Here is a 19,141-nt window from a genome sequence, read left to right on the forward strand (position 1 = left end):
TTACTTAAATTGGGAAATTGGGGTCATATCGAAAGTTAATTGAATAGGAAAAGTGCTACCTTTGCCTAATTCACTTTGCACCTTCAAACTACCTTGGTCTGCCTGAATAATTGCTTTAGCGATCGCTAATCCTAATCCAGAACCACCACTTTTACGAGAGCGTAGGCGGAGCCCGCCGTAGGCATCGCTATTCACCCGATAAAAGCGATCAAAAATCTGAGTCAGTTCCTGAATAGTCGTCATGGACAATCTGCGCGCTCCAAGAGTGCTGAGTCTATAAGACTTGCAATTGAGTCTGTCGGCACAAAAGTAAAGTTTTTACCGCCCTATTCTCCTGATTTATCTCCAATAGAGTTTTGTTGGTCTAAACTCAAACATATTTCTCCGTTCCTCTGAGGCACGCACCCTTGAATCTCTCAACCAAGCAATAGATTGCATAAGTGAAAATGATACCTTCGGTTGGTTTAATCACTGTGGTCTATTTACCTGAAAATTGCTGTAAATAAAATGAAAAACTTCATCCTGTCTCTAGCTTTCCTCTCCTTTATAAGGAGAGGGATTGAGGGTGAGGTAAGCCAGGGACATAAATTGTATCTTATTTAATTCTTATTCCTTAATTGTTATCCCATCACCTCAGCAGTCTTCTTCTTATCCAACTTGAGAATCAACACACCCAAAGGTGGCAAACACAAATCCAGCGAATAGGGATGACTGTGCAAAGACCAATCATTTGTCCACTTACCACCTAAGTTGCCCATATTACTGCCGCCATAGGGTCGCGCATCACTATTGAACAACTCGGTATAAAATCCTTTTTGCGGTACACCAATCCGGTAGTGTGAATGGGGTTGTGGTGTAAAATTGCAAACTACGATCGCAAAATCATCAGAATCTTGATCACGACGGATAAAGGAAACTACACTATGACGGTTATCGCTACAGTCAATCCACTCAAACCCAGGTTGAGCAAAATCCTGGGTGTACAAAACTGGTTCAGAACGGTAGAGATGGTTCAAATCCTGGAAAAACCTTTTTAACCGTTGGTGGGCTTCATGCTGCAATAAATCCCACCGCAAATCTGTCCAATCATTCCATTCACTCCACTGCCCAAACTCCATGCTCATAAACATGGTTTTCTTGCCTGGGTGAGCAAACATATAGCTAAATAAACAACGCACATTCGCTAACTTCTGCCATGTATCCCCCGGCATTTTACCGATGATATTCTTCTTACCATGCACCACTTCATCGTGGGATAGAGCCAGCATGAAGTTCTCGCTGTGGTTGTACCACATACTAAAGGTGATATTGTTTTGGTGGAACTGACGGAACCAAGGGTCCATGCTGAAGTAATCCAGCATATCGTGCATCCACCCCATATCCCACTTCAAGTTAAAGCCCAGCCCGCCTGTATAGGTTGGCCAAGATACCATTGGCCACGAAGTAGATTCTTCAGCAATTGAGAGAATACCGGGGAAATAGCTAAAGATAATGTGATTTACCTGACGCAGAAAATCTGCTGCTTCTAGGTTTTCTCTGCCGCCGTACTTGTTGGGTAGCCATTCTCCAGGTTCGCGGCAATAGTCGTTATAGAGCATCGAGGCAACAGCATCGACACGAATCCCGTCAATGTGGTACTTGTCAAACCAGAAGAGGGCATTTGCAGCTAAAAAATTACTAACTTCATGGCGACCGTAGTTGAACACCAAAGTACCCCATCCTTTGTGTTCGCCCTTGCGGGGGTCAGAGTGTTCGTAGAGGTGGCTACCATCAAAGAAAGCTAAACCATGTCCATCTTTGGGGAAGTGACCAGGAACCCAATCTACAATTACCCCTAGATCATTTTGGTGACATTTGTCAACAAAATACATGAAATCTTCCGGGCTGCCAAAACGCGAAGTGGGGGCATAGTACCCAGTTACTTGATAACCCCAAGAACCATCAAAGGGATGCTCCGCAATCGGGAGCAATTCTAGATGGGTATATCCTAATTCTTTAACGTATGGAATGAGTCGGTCAGCTAGTTCCCGATAGGTAAGGAAGCGTGCGCCCGGCTTCAGTTCGGAAACGATAACTACAGGTTCGGTTTCACCATTGGGCAGTTTCGCTGGTTCGGCACTCGAAGCGTGTAACCAAGAGCCTAAATGTACTTCATAGACTGAGACGGGCTGAGTTAGGGGGTCAGAGCGACGCCGCTTTTCCATCCAAGCTTCATCAGTCCAACTATAAGTATTTAAATCAGTGACAATGGATGCGGTTTTCGGGCGGGGTTCCTGCTGGAAACCGTAGGGATCAGATTTTTCGTAAATGTGTCCTTCAAAATTTTTGATTTCATATTTGTAATGCTCTCCCACACCGATTTCAGGAATAAATAATTCCCAAACCCCGGTGCGGCCTTTACGCATCTGGTTTTTGCGCCCATCCCAGAGATTGAAATCTGCCAACAATGAAACATTACGAGCGTTGGGTGCCCAAACAGCAAAATAAACGCCCTTAACTCCGTCTATTTCCGTAGGGTGCGCTCCCAGTTTTTCGTATATCCGGTGATGGTTGCCTTCCTTAAACAAATGCAAGTCAAAGTCTGTCAAGTGGGGAGAACGGAAAGCGTAAGGGTCATAAATGACACGCTCATGTTCACCTTCTTTAATCCGTAACTGGTAGTTTGCTAGTTCTGCGGTTTCAATGGTGCATTCAAAAAACTGGGGATGATGCACTGTTTGCATCGGGTATTCTTTGCGTTGTTCAGGAAGAACCACCCATGCAGCACTCGCATTTGGTAGATAGGCGCGCACAGCCCAGACAGTTTTACCATCTTGTTCTATGGGATGAGAACCTAGTATTTCAAAGGGATCGTTATGCTGATTCCAAACGATGCTGTTAACCTGTTCAGGGGCGATCGTGGTCATGGACATGAAGCTACCTAAGTGAAATAACGTGATTAACTAAATCTACTTAATTTAATATCTATATATATTCTTTACATTTATTTGCAATTTTGTCGCCACCGTTATCCTACCTCAGAATGGGGCATTGGGGAGTGGGGAAGATGGGATAAAGCTCTTGACATTTGACCCTTGAGTAATTATCAAAAATTTAAAAATGGGAAAAACTGAAACAATGTTTTACGTAAGCGAAGCAAGAAAATCTGTTCTCGAATTTTCGGGTCTAGTTTTGGTGGCGGTCCTTCTTGCAGCTGCGCTTGTAATTGGATATATTCGGCAGCTGTTAGGAATTTTCCATCAATCGGCGATCGCGCTTCTATGATAATTTTAGTGCGTAATATTTCTTCTGGTGTATCTTCTGCTGGCGGTAAAGCTACTACTACTGATTCCCAATAGCTACTTAAGAGAATTAACGTAGCAGTAATCACAATTAAGCATAGTAATTGTATCTCCTTTCTGGCTTTAACTTTTCCCATCTTCTGAACTGCCTTCACAACGCCGGATGAAAATCTGTTTTTCTCATTCCCTATATTCAAAGTTACAAATTCTCCTAATAAAAATCTGGCAATATCAAGGGACATTACCAGGTCTCTCCTGATCCGGAATAGACTATAGGGAATGCTCTTGAGCAATTGCCAGCGATCGCTATGAATTGTTTTATCCTCTGAAAACTCAGGAATTTAAGCTATTCCAAATACCAAACCAGAGAAGTACCTTGCCCACAAAATGGGTTAGATTTATATAACTCAACTCCCTTAGACTTGGAACAAGCTTCGGTCAGGCGAGAATTTCAGGCGGACACTTGGTTGAGGACGTAACCCTCATCACCAGTGTCCTCTACTTGCTGCCCTACTTAGCTGATATTTCAGCAAACTCTGGTCTCTGATCCACCAATAGATAGAAATATCCAGGTTTTTATGTTAACCTAATTAATTCTAGCTATGTCGTGATGAGTGTTGTTACTAAGCTCTTTTGGGCATCATTCAAACTAAAGCTGAAGATGCCTTATTTAGGAGTAGTTGCGGGAGTAGGTGCTGTAGTTGCGGCTGGGCTAGAAGCCGCAGGAGGCGCATCAGTTGGTTCACCTGTAGCAGCGGGAGTACTAGTGGTACCAGCACCAGCACCATCACCACCACCACCTTCGCAGGCTCCGAGAATTGCAGCCAGACTTAACATTAAAGCCAAACCAAAGATTTTTGTTTTCATAACTCCTCTTTCACCAATTGTGGCTAGAACAATATTTCGCCTGTTGAATACGATACCGTATTTATTGCTTTTTTTTAAGGCTGCGAGATTACATACTTAAAAAAACAATCCTTTGGCGTATTCTTTTTGGGATTACAGATCATACAGCCATCTGATTAGTTTCTCTTAACTCAGGAGCAAAAGGGAAATTACCAAGTTTTCTAGCAATGCGAGTTATCATAGCAAAAAATTTTATTTTTTTCACAGAGTATTGCATCTTGCTGCCCCGCGAAGCCATACTTTAGGGGCGATAGCTAAAGGGTAAGCTGTCCAGTTGCTAATCGCTGATTGCAAACATTGCAATATTTAGAGGATGCAAACATTGGTACAGCTACCTATCAGAACAGTTAAAAGGGTGTAGTCTGTTATGTGTGCTTGTTGCAGAGAAGGTGATTTTAACCTCAGCAAAAACAGACAATCAAGAGAGTCAATTTAAAGTACAGTATTTCCCATCTAAAAAAATTATGGTAGTTGCTCGTAAATCTGCTGTTTCTACAAGGGGTAATTGGTTCCGGCAAAATTCTATCCTTTCTTTAGGGAGGCGACGCTCTGCGCGTATGGAGTCAACAGCACGGAGCGCTTCTACACCAGTATCCTCTCAAAGACAACAGCGTTCCTCGAAAAATCTTGCGCTTTCTCCCACAAATGAGGCAGTTATGCCCAAATCGGTGAAAGAGTTGGGTAGACGACAAGTGCCAAATCTCAATCAGCAGTCGAGTGAGAACCTTCCCACAATGCCTAATTCGGCAGCTGCACCTTTGTGGTTGCTGCGCTTGTACAGCTTTCATAATTATTCGACAATTTTGGCGTTTTTGTTAGTAGCATCTACACTTGCTGTTTATGGCTGGACGGTGTATTCCCAACAGCTTTGGAGTCAGTCATATCGCAGACTGCAAGGGCTTCAACGTCATGAGCAGTTGCTAATGACAACCAACGCGACGTTGACAAATAAAATGGCTCAGGAAGCAGAACAACCAACAGCAGGGCTGGTATCACCGACTCCTCAAGGGATGATTTTCTTGCCTCCAGCATCTCATAGTTCTAAGCCGGCATCGTCTAACACAACGCCAAATTCTGAAACGCAGCAGCAAAGACTCTCGCCACTGGGATACTAATCTAATTCGTAATTCGTAATTCGTAATTCGTAATTCGTAATTCAGAAAGTCAGATTTAGAGCAATTTTCAGGTAATTAAACCATACTGTAGGACAACAGATGTGCATTGGTGTCAAGTTAACGTGAAAGTTAGTAAGCAAGAATGTTTTGAGACATTATCTCGTTTATCTCGTTTCCAGTCGGAGACTGGGAATGCCCTTGATTGAGGCTCCGCCTATTAACTTGCGGCTCTGCCGCAATCAGCAGCATTTCCAGGCAGAACGAGGTTTTAAAAGGGTTTTGGCTGAAGTTGACACCAATAATATCTGTACGCCCCTAGCGAAGATTATGGTTCAAATACATGAAAAAGGCTGTAATCTGAGTTTCTCCCTCTTAAATCTGTAGCTTTATTTTGGAGAATTGGTAAAAGGCTAAGAGTCATTTGTCATTAGGACTCCGACTTGCAGCAAATGACAAATGACAAATGACAAAGGACGAACCCAATGCAGAAGTCACCAAGCAGAACAAAATTCACAAAGTTTCGGAATCCAGGATTCACAAGGGGACAAAAGGGTTATAAGCGAGGGTTTTTGGGAAAATTAGCCTCTAATATCCAAGACAAAACATTCAACACTAAGTCTCGACTGTTCATAGTCTGGGGCGTATTAATGGCATCAGGGTTCGGGTTGGGTGTTAGATTGTATAACCTCCAAATTGTCAAGGGGACAAAGTTAACAGAGCAGGCGCGAAACCAGCAAATGGTAAGTTTGCGACCTTTTATGCCCCGTCGCCCGGTGTTAGATCGCAATAGTAATCTGTTGGCGATTGACCGTCCTGTATACACTTTGTACGCTCATCCCAAGCTGTTTGATAAGTCTAATGAAGATATGGCAGACCGACTTGCGCCAATTTTGGCAAAAGAACCTGCGGAATTGGTGAAAACTTTTCAAAGCAAAAGAAGCGGAATTATACTTGCCCCTGCCCTACCGCAAGAAATTATTGATCATGTCATCTCTTTGCGCTTAAATGGCTTGGAGTGGATTCAAAAATACTCCCGATATTACCCGTCAGATGATTTGGTTGCTGACGTGGTGGGCTATGTTAATGTTGACCGCCGTGGTCAAGCAGGTGTGGAATACTCTCAAGAGAAGTTGCTAGAACGTCCTGTGCAAACGGTGCGGCTCAGTCGGTCGGGTAATGGGTCTGTGATGCCTGATCATGCCCCTGAAGGTTTTTTGCATTTTGATGATTTGCGACTGCAACTAACTATTGATAGCCGTCTGCAACGAATTGCTCGGACTGCGCTTAAACAACAGATGCAGAAGTTTGACGCCAAACGGGGAGCGGTAATTGTAATGGATGCGTTGGATGGTTCCTTACTCGCCCTGGTTTCTGAACCTACCTATAATCCTAATGAATACGCTAAAGCTAATATTTCGTTATTTAAAAACTGGACGGTGGCGGATCTTTATGAACCGGGATCGACTTTTAAACCTTTGAATGTGGCGATCGCTCTGGAAAATGGCGTGATCAAAGCAGATGATATGTTTAATGACTCCGGCTCTATTCAAGTAGCTAATTACACCATCAAAAATGCTGAGAACAATGGTTACGGGCGGATCAACATCGCTCAAATTCTTCAACATTCTAGCAACATTGGCATGGTGCAAATTATCCAACGCTTAAAGCCTTCAATCTACTACAACTGGCTTGAACGCTTAGGGCTAGGACAAAAAGTTGATACAGATTTACCTTTTGAAGTTGGTGGCCGGCTCAAAAGTCAAGAAGAATTTATCGCTTCGCCAATTGAGGCAGCTACTACTTCCTTTGGACAAGGCTTTTCCATGACACCGTTACAGCTAGTCCAAATGCACGGCGCTTTAGCCAATGGCGGTAAGTTGGTAACACCCCATATAGTTCGGGGGCTGATTGATAGCAAAGGGCAGATGCATGATTCACCCACGCGCACCATCCCCCGCCAAATTTTCTCAGCCGCAACAGCCCAAAAGGTTGTAGAAATGATGGAAACTGTTGTTACTGAAGGCACCGGCAAGGTGGCACAAATTCCGGGATATCGGATTGCTGGTAAAACTGGTACAGCCCAAAAAGCTAGTCCCTCTGGCGGGTACATCAAGGGTGCGAGAATGACCAGCTTTGTGGCTATTTTGCCCGTGGAATCTCCTCGGTATGTAGTGTTCGCACTGGTAGATGAGCCAAAAGGAGAAAGTGCCTATGGTGCTACTGTCGCCGCGCCAATTGTCAAATCGGTGATCGAAGCACTGATTCCTCTTGAGGAAATTCCACCAAGTAAGGCAACAGAGCAAGAGACAGAAGCGCCGTAGGGAGCAGGGGAAGTGGGGGGATGAGGGAGATGAGGGACTAAGAATTTTAGATTGCTACAATATAATTATGCCACAGGTAGAATAACCGCGCTTCTCAAATGGATAACCAACCCCAAAACGACCGGCTAGGAAAAAATAATGGATAGTGGGTAGCGAAAACACCACGATAAACATAAGCTAGGATGCCAACGCGCATCTATACCAGTAAACAACACTATTTATTGATTGGACAAAGTACCGTAGGGCATACGGGAACTAGAGAAACGATTCTCTAACGCTTAAGGAGATGCAGCCCACTGGGATTGTTTAAATTAGACTCGGCACTTTGTTCTGTCGAACGGGTATCAGGTTTAAGTATTGCCACAAGGATAAACAATTTTAAGGCACGTTGATGAATTAAGAATCCCCCTCGATTTATCACGGGGAGTGTCAATTTATAACCAGGGAAAGAGGTACACAAAGCTACTTGTGTGGAATCTTAAGTATTAAAGGTGAAACTAATTCCTCACTTTTCCTCCAAAGCTACCGAAGATTCCATGCAAAGCAATTTAGTTATATTTCCTAACGCTGAGGCTGCTAAAAAGAGCAGACAAACAGAAGAAAGAACAATTACCAAGTACGAGCGTGCTGAGGAGCAATTTAATGAACTGCTAGCAATGGAGGATTTGGACTATCAACTGGATGTAGAACCTGCAATAGCCAGTGAGTTTGAACAGACGCTCTCTATGGCAATTCGCGCCGCTTATCATGACGATCGCTCTGATGCACAGGCTCACCGTTTTTTGCAACGGATACTTTATCGAATTAATCGGCTAAAGCTGTTTTGGTATGACGATTTGCGGCACTATACCAATGAGCGATCGCTTTACTTGTATTCATGTCGTAACCAAATTGAAGCTGCTTGGCAAAAGTGGGAACTGGCACAAATCGATGTGACAGCACTGCAACAATTGGATGTCAAACAAGCTTTAATTGCGCGTGCATCTGCCGATTTAGATCCGCCCTTGTCAAACAATAGCCGATACATCCGTGAGGAAATGACGGAAGTTGGCTATCGCCATTTGCTAGCGATCGCTTCCTTTGATGGCTTAGTTGAAGGTAGTCGTCTTTGCTATGTATTGGGTGGTGCTGCTAATGAAGTGCAGTGTACGCTGGTGCGAGTATTACTAGAAGAATACGGCAATGGTCGTTTATCCCGCAAGCACTCGACATTTTTCGCTCAAATGCTGGCTGAGTTTGGCATGAACACTGAACCAGAAGGATACTTCGATTTAGTACCTTGGGAAGTCCTGGCTTGCGATAATCATAACTTTCTCACCACTGATCGCAAACGCTATTTCCTACGTTACAGTGGCGCGTTGACATATTTTGAGGTGGGTGGGCCTGCGGCTTACAAAAACTATTTGGCGGCGGCGCAACGACTCTTACTCTCAGAGGCGGCGATGGGTTATTGGGAACTGCACATCAGGGAAGATGAACGCCACGGCCGTTGGATGTTGGATGATGTAGCTTTGCCTTTAGCAGAACGATATCCCGCTCAGGCGTGGGAACTGGTGCTTGGGTATGACCAGGAGAAATTAATGGGCGATCGCGCGGCGGGTGCTGTGATGCGATCAATACATGAAGCAGAACAAGCCGCCTGACTCATCTAAGAAATCTCAAAAATTAGAATTAAAAATGGCAAATTTTTTCTGGCGTTTCTAATTTGACATTTTTAAATCATTCTATTGCTAATCCACTTACAACCTAATTTCTTTAGTGAGGGCTTCTTTACTAAAGGAACGGTTATTTATTGCGTTGGAATCAAGGTAGTGACTAACCTTGATTCACATTAATTATACCATACATTTTGAAGTGCAGTCAAATGAAAGACATATTTTTTTGTCCTGAAGAATCTAATTTCTACTCAAACTGCTTAGAAAGCTTTGTTATTAGAAATTGTAAAAAGTCTGAGTTGGTTGTGGAATTTGGTTCAGGAGATGGCAGCCCTGTGATTAATTCATTATTGAGAAATCAGTTTGATGGGGTGATACATGGATTTGAATTAAATACTTCTGCATGGAAAGTCGCAAATTCAACCATCGATGAATATGATCTCACTAATAAATACATAATTCATAATTCATGTTTGTTTAATTCTTCTCAACCAGATGCAGAGTATCTTGTAGCCAATCCACCGTATCTCCCCGCACCAGATAATGATATTTATATGCCACTCTTATTTGGGGGCGTAGATGGAGCCACAATTACCAACGAGCTTTTATCGTTAGATTATGAAAATGTCTTGATTTTAATATCTAGCTTTTCTAATCCAATAAGTACGCTCAAGCTCGCAAAACAAAATGGATATTGTGTTTCAAATTTCATGGTGTTACCTTTGCAGTTCGGCTACTATAGCTCTGATCCCAAGGTAAAGAAACACATAGAAAAACTCCGAAAAAATCAGATGGCATTTTATTCTGGCGATTATTATTTTTTAGCTGGGGTTTTATTTAAAAAATGCCAGGATTCTGTAATTGATTTATCTAATGAATTAGCTCAGGTCATGACTAATTTGTGAAGATGGAGAACAACTTACCGATGTTGTCTTTAGGAACCAGCAAATTTTTATGAATCCCAACCGCCTGGGGATATATTATCAATATCCCTTAAAAGGCTAAAAATCTAAAGGCGGCACCCGGATTTGAACCGGGGGTGGAGGTTTTTTAGCAATGGGAGATTGGATTGCAAGCTACGACGAAGAATTGATAGAACTATTAAAACCTGCGAAAAACAGATTACCCTCATATAGCACCTTACGTCGTGCCTTGTTACAGGTTAATTACGAGGAATATGGAGCGTGTCTTACTAAGTTCTTTAATATACAACAAGTCTACGGATAAACCATAGGGTTAGATGGCAAAGTCATCAAAGGTTCGTATCAAATCGAAGAAGATAATCCTCTCTTCCGATTCCCATCCGGCAATAATGTTAGTTAGCACCTATCGGGGATATTGGGGCGTTGAAAATAAAGTTCATTATGTTCGAGATGTAACTCAAGGAGAAGACGGTTTTAAATTGTTCACATTCCCCGCAAAACTTGCCGAATAATATCAGCTGGTACCTCATCGGTAACTGTCACTACACCAATCTCCGTTGGTAAAACAAACCGCACTTTCCCCGCTTTAACTTTCTTATCTAACTGCAACGTCTGAATAATTTCTTCAATATCCACCCCAGTCGGTAAGTGAGTCGGTAAACCCGTTTTTTGAATTAAAGCGTTTTGACGTTCCGTGTCTTCCTTTTGCCATAGTCCCAAATCCACAGCAATTTGACCGGCTGCTACCATGCCAATGGCCACTGCTTCACCGTGATTTACTAAACGATAACCAGTCAAACTTTCTACTGCATGACCGATGGTATGTCCATAGTTGAGAATCGCCCGTAATCCGCCTTCTTTTTCATCTTTGCTAACAACATCAGCTTTAGCTTGACAAGAGCGCGTTAATATGGTATGTATCAACTCAGGTTTTACATAGCGGAGTTGGTCGAGGCGTTTACTTGCTTCCAACTGAGCAAACAATTCCGCATCCCAAATCACACCGTACTTAGTAACTTCTGCCATTCCTGCCCGAAACTCGCGCATAGGTAGAGTTTTTAACACATCTGGGTCAATCAAAACCAAGCGCGGTTGATGGAATGCCCCAATCAAGTTTTTGCCGTGGGGATGATTCACGCCAGTTTTGCCACCAATTGCCGAATCCACCATTGCTAAGAGAGAGGTAGGCACTTGGACAACATTAATTCCGCGCAACCAAGTTGCGGCGGCAAAGCCAGTCATATCACCAATCACACCTCCACCTAAAGCCACCATAGTAGAAGAACGTTCTAGGCGGTTTTCCAAGGCGATATCGTAAAGTTTTTGAATGGAGTTGAGGGTTTTATAGCGTTCCCCAGGTGGTAGGGTGCAGGTAGCAACTTCAAATCCAGCTGATGTTAGGGATGCGATCGCTCTTTCCCCAAAATGTTTTAAGATCGTCGGATTAGAAACCAGCAGTACCTTCTTGCCTAAGTTGAGACTGGCCATCTGTTGACCCAGTTCATCTAAACTAGAAGGTATCGCAATCTCATAAGACTGCTCTGGTAAATTTACATTAATTACAGAAGTCATTGCCCAACCCCAAAGAAGCGCCCGTGGGCTGTATTGTATCGCAATCTGGAAGTGGGGAGTAGGGGATGAGGGGGACAAGGGGGACAAGGGGGATAACCAATGCCCAATACTTCTCTACGAGAGGCTGCGCCAACGACTTCTCTACGGGACGCTAGGCGAACGCAAGTGCCCAATGCCCAACAACTAATGATTCAATAGATTTAGAAAGTATCGTGGAGAAACATAAATGTTTGCAATTTTAGCTTACATCGGCTTTTTAGCTTTATTCTTTGGCTTATCTGTCGCTCTGCTGTTCGGTCTGCGGACTGCCAAAATAATTTAACCAAGACTCTTGTGGGGTGGGCAGCGTTCGACTGACTTGTACTGAGCTTGCCCTTCGACAAGCTCAGGGTAACACCTGTCGTTCGCGTAGCGTCTCGTAGAGAAGGGTCGAAGTAGCGCTGACGCCGAAATCTTGCCTGCCCTCAGTTTACTAAGGACGGGTGAGACACCCATCCCACAAAAGATATTTATCCTACAACAGCCGGACTTGCTACCTTCTCCTGTCTTTGGGAAGGTGGACGCATTCCTAAACCAAGTAAATTCAGCATTTCTCGGTCAGTATCGTAATCTGGACAGGGAGTTGTCACCGTCAACATCTTATTGTCGTCGCTGGAAAAGATAGAATTGGCTCCTGCCATAAAACAGAAAGCTTGTTCTACTTGAGAAAGTCTAGCCCTACCGGCACTAAGACGCACATCGGAAGCTGGCATTAAAATTCTGGCTGTGGCAATCATCCGCACAATATCCCAAATGGGGACATCAGGCTGATTTTCTAAGGGTGTACCCGCTACTTGCGAGAGAATGTTAATTGGCACAGACTCAGGATGCGGATGTAAGTTTGCTAAAGTTTGTAACATCCCAACACGGTCATCGACAGTTTCGCCCAAACCCAGGATACCGCCGGAACATACAGTCACATTTGTCTGACGGACATTCTCAATTGTGTTCAAGCGATCGCTATATGTCCTGGTGGTAATAATTGTGCTGTAATATTCCTGTGAGGTATCTAAGTTATGGTTGTAGGCGTAAAGTCCCGCTTCTGCTAATTTTCTGGCCTGATTTGCCGTCAACATCCCCAGAGTGCAGCACACTTCTAAACCCATTGCGGTTACATCCTTGACCATTTCCAGGACTTCCTCAAATTGTGAGTTATCCCGCACTTCTCGCCAAGCAGCACCCATGCAGATGCGACTAACACCAGTTTCTTTAGCTTTCTGGGCAATGCTAACTACCGTTTCCTTTTCTAGGAGTGCTTGCGCCTTTACCTCTGTTTTATAGCGGGAAGATTGGGCACAGTAGCTACAATCTTCTGGACAACCTCCCGTTTTAATAGATATGAGCTTACAAACTTGAATTTTTGTTGAATCATGATATTGGCGATGCACGCTAGCAGCTTGATAAATCAGCTCTAGCAATGGCGTGTTGTATATCGCCTGAATCTCTATTTCCTGCCAATCGTAGCGTATTCCCACCACATCACTATCCTTCTTGTAGACTGAGGTTAATTAAGAGCTGTCTTTTGGTTGAATCTCCTGCGGTACAGCGTTTGGGCAAAGCAATTTTATCGAAGTTATGCCGCGCACTGTGCTTTATCACCCATTGGCTCTCAATCCTTCCACTTTAGATATTAGACATCAGCTTATCAAGATTTTGGTTGAATGGCAGATTAAGAGCAAAAATACTCAGTTGACTGCTGCTAAACCACAGGTATGAGAGAATTTACAAAATTAGCGAGAATGTTTTGGGAAGAGATGCCGTATATTAAGTAATTTATGATATCAGAACTGCCACTAATTACAAGCGATCGCCTATTATTACGAGCTTCGATTCATGAAGATTTACCCCAAATTCTCAAATACTTTACTGATAATAAAACTTATCTCACTCCATTCTACCCTGTTTGGGCTGATGGTTTTTTCACTGAAGAATATTGGCAGTATCAAATAGAGAATAGTTTTCTGGAATTTCTCAATGGGCAATCATTAAAACTATTTATTTTTGCCAAAAAAAATCCTACTGTAATTATTGGAACAGTCAATTATAGTAATTTTGTCCGAGGAGCCGCTCATTTTTGCTATCTGGGATATAGCCTTGCTGAAAAGAAACAAGGTAAAGGATATATGACAGAAGGGCTAAAAGCCGCGAATAAATATCTATTTGAAGAGTTAAATTTTCACCGGGTTATGGCCAATTATATGCCTCACAATCGGCGCAGTGGCAATGTACTCAAAAGACTCGGTTTTGTCATTGAAGGATATGCTAGAGACTATTTATTAATTAATGGGCAATGGGAAGATCATATTATGACAAGTCTGATCAATCCTAATTGGCAAGCACCTAAATTTTAAAAATGGCTGAGTATAATTGTCAAGAATATTTATTTTATTTCAAACTATCCCTACTTAGGAATTTTCTTTTTTATAAATTGCTATTTGTGAATGGTGTCCACACTACAGACGTAGGTTGGATGGAGCGGAGCGCAACATATATCAGGATGTTGGGTTACGCAAAGCCTCCACCCAACCTACAATTTTTTTGTATCATAGCAAATTCATAATAAATACACAACAACTCCACAAACAAATGCAATAGTAATATTTATTCACTATCTGGCTCAGTTATCAAGGTTTTCTTGAGCCGATGTGTGCAATTTTATTAAATGCTTGAGGAGTTTTTTCAAATGTCCATTAATTCTATAAAGCGCTTATCTGTCTTTTCTACCATCTTCGCTTTTGCTACCATCTCACACGGACTTGTCTTGGCTACACCAGTTTCCAATTCCGACACTACACCAGCCTTAAAAGCTCAGATTAGCCCTGTATCACATCAGTCAATCAAACTCACAAAGCAACAGCGTCTACAAATCCAACTGGCTCGCCAGCAAAGAGATAAGGATATTGAGACTCTATTAAACCCGTCCCAAGATATTAAATTTAAGGCGGCACTGCAATCTCGTCAGAGAATTAGAACAGTATTAACATCTTTGAATCTGAGTCCAACTCAACATAAACAAGTTGAATCAATTTTGCAAACTTATAGCCTGCAAGTGAAAAAAATTCTCTCTTCACAGGCATCACAAACAACAAACTCAGTAGGAATTACTTCACCAACATCACAACCAATTACAAAATAAAAAGCTCAGTTTTATTTAATTAAGATTAAGTTTCCGAAGACTGGCGGATTTGATCTAAACTGCGGTTGAGCCAGTCTTCATACCAATCATAAAAACTCAACGGCTGCTCCTCATCCCTATCTTGATGAAAATCATCAGGATTAATGTCATGGAAAGCATGACAAAAACTTAAAGTTGCAGGATATATCCCATTATCATTAGTACGGTCATCTATCCAGATTTTTCCTGACTGCTCGCCGGTAATGACTAACAGCGCATAAATTCCACAACCATAATTTGGAATGGTGAGAGTACCCTGGATAAACTTATCGTCAAAATAAGCATCATTGTTGGCAACCAAATCGGTATTATTCTTGACAATCAAATCTAAATCATTCCATGCTTCTGTTAAAGGAAATGGTTTAGATAAAATTTCGTAGTTCTCTTGGTATAGTTTTTCTGGAATGACATCTTCATGTTTACCAATACTCAATTCCCAACAGACTAGATAAGCCGTATCCTGGGCCAGTACCACCATTACCAACTTCTAAGAGAAAGTCTCGATATTCACTTGGTAGCGTAATATTGTGTCTGGATTCAAACACTTGAATATCTTTGTTACTTAAGCAAGGTTTAAATTGATATTCGTGTAATTCTGAACCAAAAATCTGAAATGTAGCGTCTAAAAGGGCTAATTGACTCAACTTTTTCTTTAATTGCAAGACTTTATTCATTATGCACTCTAGATTTTGATGATGGCGCTACCATATTTTAGATATGGGTCGCTTTTTGCGTCTATGCTGATGCTGAAGCCAGAGGTAGTATTAAGAGAAGAATGAATTAAGCTTTGCTCGTAATGACTCTGGCTGAAACTCCAAACTACAAGAATTCTAGCAATCCTTTTCTCACCCTCAACTACGAAAGCGCCTTAGAATCTCTAGGCGGTGACTACTACGATGAGGTTGCAGGGGCGGAATTTCCCCAACACATCCTGCGTTGGCGTAACGATGAACTATTACCCCGTTTCGGTCTAGACCCCCAAGTAGTCAAAGACGAAGATTTTATCACAGCTTTTGGTAAATTTCAGGGGCGCAAACCCTTGTTAGCACTGCGTTACCACGGCTATCAATTTGGTGAATATAACGGACAGTTGGGTGATGGTAGAGGCTTTCTCTATGGGCAAGTACGCGCTAATGATGGCGAAATGTACGATTTTGGCACAAAAGGTTCTGGGAGGACGCCCTACTCCCGTGGTGGCGATGGTATGCTGACGCTCAAAGGTGGAATGCGGGAAGTTCTGGCTGCGGAAGCACTGCACTACTTGGGTGTGCGTACTTCGCGCTGTCTGAGCATGATTGAAACAGGTGTACCTCTCTGGCGGGGCGATGAACCTTCGCCTACCCGTTCGTCTGTGATGGTGAGAATGAGCAGCTCTCATATACGGTTTGGCACTTTTGAGCGACTGCACTATTTCCAGCGTCCAGATTTAACTAAGAAGCTGTTAGACCACGTAATTGAGCAGTATTATCGAGACTTAAGTAGTGAACAAGATAAATATGCCCTGTTTTACGCCCAATTAGTTAAACGGGTTGCAGAACTAGCAGCGCAGTGGATGGCGGCTGGCTTTTGTCATGGAGTTCTGAATACTGACAATATGTCGATTACCGGAGAGAGTTTTGATTATGGCCCTTATGGATTTATCCCTACTTATGACCCCTACTTTATCGCTGCATATTTTGACTATTCTGGACGTTACTGTTACGGTAATCAACCAAGTATTTGCCAGTTGAATTTAGAAATGCTCCAGGAACCTTTGAAGGCGATTATAGATAAAGGCGAAATGGAGGTTGCATTAGCTAGGTTTGATGAATATTATCAAGCTGAATACACTTCTTTGATGTTGAAAAAGTTGGGTTTTGGGGAGTTGGCACATCCACAAGCTGAAGAACTCTTGAATCTAACGATTGAATTTTTGAAAGTGAGCCAAGTTGGTTATCACCAATTCTTTTATGAGATGGTTCGCACTTTTTCATCTAAATGGCGAGATGAACCAAGTTTTGTAATGAATGGTTCCGATATTGTACCAGTACCGGGTGGGTCAGCAATTTTTGATGATTGGTGCATATTGTACCATAAAATTTTGAATGATTTGGAGTGCGATGTCTACGACGGGCGTAGCTGTGGCACCGATGTAATCGCCCAAACTCTAGCTGTTCATAATCCGAAAACGGTATTATTAAGACCTGTGATTGAATCTATTTGGGAAGCAATTGCTCAGGAAGATAATTGGCAACCTTTTTATGAGTTAATCAAGGCAATTCAGTCTAGGAAATAGTTAGGAAGGGGCAAGGCTTGTACCGAAAATCTTTTTTTCCCTTGCCCCTCTGCTTTCTTGCCAATATTTAGATGCCTTTCCCCTGGATTTACATAATAAGTGCGATCGCGATTTCTTGCCCAATCAGATTTTTAGTTACCTGACTTTTTTGCTTGAAATGCTTGTAAATCAGAGCCTTTTAGGGAATGAAACAGCCCTGCTTTTTTAGGAGAGCAACTGCGGTCTTGTCCCAAGATGACTAAACTGTAGTAGTCAAATTAGCCTTGATAATCACATCATTGAAATCCTTGTCGCCACCATTTGGCAAATCCTCAAAACCAAAAGTATTACTAGCTAACAAGCGAATGTGATCCGTATGATCAGAATTAGCACCCAAGAATGGGAAATAAACCGCCGGATCATTATTAGGATTGTTATCTAAAAGCGCATCCGGTTTACCATTAACAATAATAAATGGAGCAAAAATCGCACCAGGTTGGAAAGTACCAGTCTCAGTAGCAGTACCTTGATTTTTCACACTTAAATCAATACCAGCAACCCGACTATTCACAGCAGCTTGAATATAACCAGCCTGTCCGGTGAGAATATCAGCCTTGCCGTCGCCATTGGTATCAATTCCCCCATTAGCATCAGTCACCTGATAAAAGCCGACGTAATCGTTGTAAGATGCCTCTCTGTAAACATTAAATTCCGCTTTGACTGATTGTTGGACATCTCGCAAATCAATCACTTCTCCTTGGAATTGACCTTGGAGATTTGTACCCAAAGGTAAAGCTTGATTAGTCTGGTTAATTTTCACTAGCAGATCGTTAAAATCTGTAGAACTCTTACCAGAAGCATCTTTCCAACCGAGAGAGAAACTATTATCACCCAAGTCGGTAATTTTTTGGGTTGAGACACTAGAAAACAGTAACTTTCCGATAGAATTAGGATCATTGCGTACAGCATTGAGCGTACCGTCTTGGACTAACAAGAATCTGAAATTCTGACCAGAATTCAATTGCAGCAGCTTGCTAAGATTATTAGTATCAAAGCCATTGGGGTTATTAGCGATCGCAGATAAAATTACCTGTGAGCGAAGTATTGCAGCTTGGGCATAACCTTCAGCACCAGGGGCAATACCGTTAATCGTACCTTGAGGATCATCAACAGTAAATAAACCCAGTTCATTCACCAGTTGAGAATTGTGTCCCGTGAGTTGGACTTCCAGCGTGGTTTTAGCATCCTGACCTGTAATGTTGAAGACATCATCATCGGGGTTACTGAGACGGCTAGGTATTTCGTCATTAACATTAATAGTCAATCCCTTCTCAAAGGTGAGATTACCGTTATCAGTAGTGCGGACTCGGATTTGGTAACTAGCCTTAGTTTTAAAGTCTGGAGAATTGTTAATTTTGAGAGTATTACCATCAATGGTGAAGGCATTATTATCAGTATCGTCAATTCCGGAAACTAAGCTGTATACAAAATTATCGTTTTGATCTGGGTCGGTGCTGCTGAATGTGCCGATGGCGGTGTTGGCTGGTGCTTCATCGTTGACGGTGTTGGCACTCAACTCCAAATCTGTGGGTGCATCATTAACGGCAGTAATATTAATGTCGCGGGTAGCTGGGTTGCTATCTAAACTACCATCATTGACAACAAAGCTGATGGTGCGGGGAGTGGTGCTGGGGTTGTCGCTGCTATTTTGATAGGTGACAGATTGTAGTGCAGTTTGATAGTCGGCGACGGTGGCAGTGCCCTTTAAGCTTAAAACACCGTTGGTATAAGTGCCAGTAATGCCGTTTTGGTTGGTGAAAGCGAGGGTGTCTTCTGTGGCGTCAAAACCGTTGGTAAATTTGACAGTGGCGTTGCTGAGGTTGGTGGAGTCTACATCGCT

General features: G+C 42.6%; 19 protein-coding genes and 1 pseudogene. 11 read left to right on the forward strand and 9 right to left on the reverse strand.

Translation table 11 applies throughout. The features are described from left to right. A pseudogene (locus ACYTXL_RS28065) lies at positions 1-228 on the reverse strand (ATP-binding protein); the annotation flags it as partial. A gap of 60 nt (positions 229-288) precedes the next feature. On the opposite strand from ACYTXL_RS28065, the gene ACYTXL_RS28070 reads away from it, so the two are divergent. Next, entirely contained in the window at positions 289-396 is a 108-nt protein-coding gene (locus ACYTXL_RS28070; protein ID WP_461927528.1) for a transposase, read from the forward strand. A 224-nt stretch (positions 397-620) separates the two neighbouring features. On the opposite strand, the gene glgB is transcribed toward ACYTXL_RS28070, so the two are convergent. The 3 genes from glgB to ACYTXL_RS28085 form a co-directional block, all read right to left on the reverse strand. Then, complete coding sequence (glgB, locus tag ACYTXL_RS28075; RefSeq protein WP_461927511.1) at positions 621-2,912, reverse strand: 1,4-alpha-glucan branching enzyme; 2,292 nt, start codon at positions 2,910-2,912, stop codon at positions 621-623. A 173-nt stretch (positions 2,913-3,085) separates the two neighbouring features. Continuing rightward, on the reverse strand, positions 3,086-3,418 hold the full coding sequence (locus ACYTXL_RS28080) for a hypothetical protein (RefSeq protein WP_461927529.1): 333 nt from the start codon (positions 3,416-3,418) through the stop codon (positions 3,086-3,088). Positions 3,419-3,947: 529 nt separating this feature from the next. Next, positions 3,948-4,148 carry a hypothetical protein gene (locus ACYTXL_RS28085; protein ID WP_461927512.1) on the reverse strand — a complete coding sequence of 67 codons (201 nt, stop codon included), beginning with the start codon at positions 4,146-4,148 and terminating at the stop codon, positions 3,948-3,950. 503 nt (positions 4,149-4,651) lie between these two features. On the opposite strand from ACYTXL_RS28085, the gene ACYTXL_RS28090 reads away from it, so the two are divergent. From ACYTXL_RS28090 to ACYTXL_RS28110, 5 genes are all read left to right on the forward strand, one after another. Beyond that, positions 4,652-5,302, forward strand: a complete 651-nt coding sequence (locus ACYTXL_RS28090) for a hypothetical protein (protein WP_461927513.1) — start codon at positions 4,652-4,654, stop codon at positions 5,300-5,302. A 192-nt stretch (positions 5,303-5,494) separates the two neighbouring features. Continuing rightward, positions 5,495-5,686 (forward strand): hypothetical protein, encoded by a 192-nt coding sequence (locus tag ACYTXL_RS28095; RefSeq protein WP_461927514.1) that lies wholly within the window; start codon positions 5,495-5,497, stop codon positions 5,684-5,686. A 98-nt stretch (positions 5,687-5,784) separates the two neighbouring features. Then, positions 5,785-7,623, forward strand: coding sequence for a peptidoglycan D,D-transpeptidase FtsI family protein (locus ACYTXL_RS28100; protein WP_461927515.1), 1,839 nt, complete (start codon positions 5,785-5,787; stop codon positions 7,621-7,623). A 536-nt stretch (positions 7,624-8,159) separates the two neighbouring features. After that, on the forward strand, positions 8,160-9,266 hold the full coding sequence (locus tag ACYTXL_RS28105; protein ID WP_461927530.1) for an iron-containing redox enzyme family protein: 1,107 nt from the start codon (positions 8,160-8,162) through the stop codon (positions 9,264-9,266). A gap of 221 nt (positions 9,267-9,487) precedes the next feature. Continuing rightward, a complete protein-coding gene (locus tag ACYTXL_RS28110) occupies positions 9,488-10,183 on the forward strand; it encodes a class I SAM-dependent methyltransferase (RefSeq protein ID WP_461927516.1) in 696 nt (231 codons plus the stop codon). 501 nt (positions 10,184-10,684) lie between these two features. Here the strand turns inward: ACYTXL_RS28110 and aroB are convergent. Next, complete coding sequence (gene aroB, locus ACYTXL_RS28115; RefSeq protein WP_461927517.1) at positions 10,685-11,773, reverse strand: 3-dehydroquinate synthase; 1,089 nt, start codon at positions 11,771-11,773, stop codon at positions 10,685-10,687. 226 nt (positions 11,774-11,999) lie between these two features. Between aroB and petL the strand changes: the two genes are divergently transcribed. Then, the gene (gene petL, locus ACYTXL_RS28120) at positions 12,000-12,095 is read left to right on the forward strand and encodes a cytochrome b6-f complex subunit PetL (protein WP_292798544.1); all 96 of its coding nucleotides are present in this window, start codon (positions 12,000-12,002) and stop codon (positions 12,093-12,095) included. 187 nt (positions 12,096-12,282) lie between these two features. Here petL and bioB read toward each other — a convergent pair whose 3' ends face one another. Beyond that, positions 12,283-13,290 carry a biotin synthase BioB gene (gene bioB / locus ACYTXL_RS28125; protein ID WP_461927518.1) on the reverse strand — a complete coding sequence of 336 codons (1,008 nt, stop codon included), beginning with the start codon at positions 13,288-13,290 and terminating at the stop codon, positions 12,283-12,285. 97 nt (positions 13,291-13,387) lie between these two features. On the opposite strand from bioB, the gene ACYTXL_RS28130 reads away from it, so the two are divergent. From ACYTXL_RS28130 to ACYTXL_RS28140, 3 genes are all read left to right on the forward strand, one after another. After that, complete coding sequence (locus ACYTXL_RS28130; RefSeq protein WP_461927519.1) at positions 13,388-13,528, forward strand: hypothetical protein; 141 nt, start codon at positions 13,388-13,390, stop codon at positions 13,526-13,528. Positions 13,529-13,587: 59 nt separating this feature from the next. Then, positions 13,588-14,163, forward strand: a complete 576-nt coding sequence (locus tag ACYTXL_RS28135; RefSeq protein WP_461927520.1) for a GNAT family N-acetyltransferase — start codon at positions 13,588-13,590, stop codon at positions 14,161-14,163. A 332-nt stretch (positions 14,164-14,495) separates the two neighbouring features. Then, on the forward strand, positions 14,496-14,948 hold the full coding sequence (locus ACYTXL_RS28140) for a hypothetical protein (protein WP_461927521.1): 453 nt from the start codon (positions 14,496-14,498) through the stop codon (positions 14,946-14,948). Between the two features lie 25 nt (positions 14,949-14,973). Here ACYTXL_RS28140 and ACYTXL_RS28145 read toward each other — a convergent pair whose 3' ends face one another. Both ACYTXL_RS28145 and ACYTXL_RS28150 read right to left on the reverse strand, forming a co-directional pair. After that, positions 14,974-15,465 (reverse strand): hypothetical protein, encoded by a 492-nt coding sequence (locus ACYTXL_RS28145; protein ID WP_461927522.1) that lies wholly within the window; start codon positions 15,463-15,465, stop codon positions 14,974-14,976. Continuing rightward, positions 15,407-15,661 carry an SMI1/KNR4 family protein gene (locus ACYTXL_RS28150; RefSeq protein WP_461927523.1) on the reverse strand — a complete coding sequence of 85 codons (255 nt, stop codon included), beginning with the start codon at positions 15,659-15,661 and terminating at the stop codon, positions 15,407-15,409. Before ACYTXL_RS28150 ends, ACYTXL_RS28145 begins: the two co-directional genes overlap by 59 nt. A 122-nt stretch (positions 15,662-15,783) precedes the next feature. Here ACYTXL_RS28150 and ACYTXL_RS28155 point away from each other — a divergent pair, with 122 nt between their 5' ends. Beyond that, entirely contained in the window at positions 15,784-17,262 is a 1,479-nt protein-coding gene (locus ACYTXL_RS28155) for a protein adenylyltransferase SelO (RefSeq protein ID WP_461927524.1), read from the forward strand. 238 nt (positions 17,263-17,500) lie between these two features. On the opposite strand, the gene ACYTXL_RS28160 is transcribed toward ACYTXL_RS28155, so the two are convergent. Continuing rightward, positions 17,501-19,141, reverse strand: a 1,641-nt coding sequence (locus tag ACYTXL_RS28160) for a DUF4114 domain-containing protein (RefSeq protein ID WP_461927525.1), incomplete at its 5' end; no start/stop codon positions are given.

This window comes from Nostoc sp. (assembly GCF_054880495.1).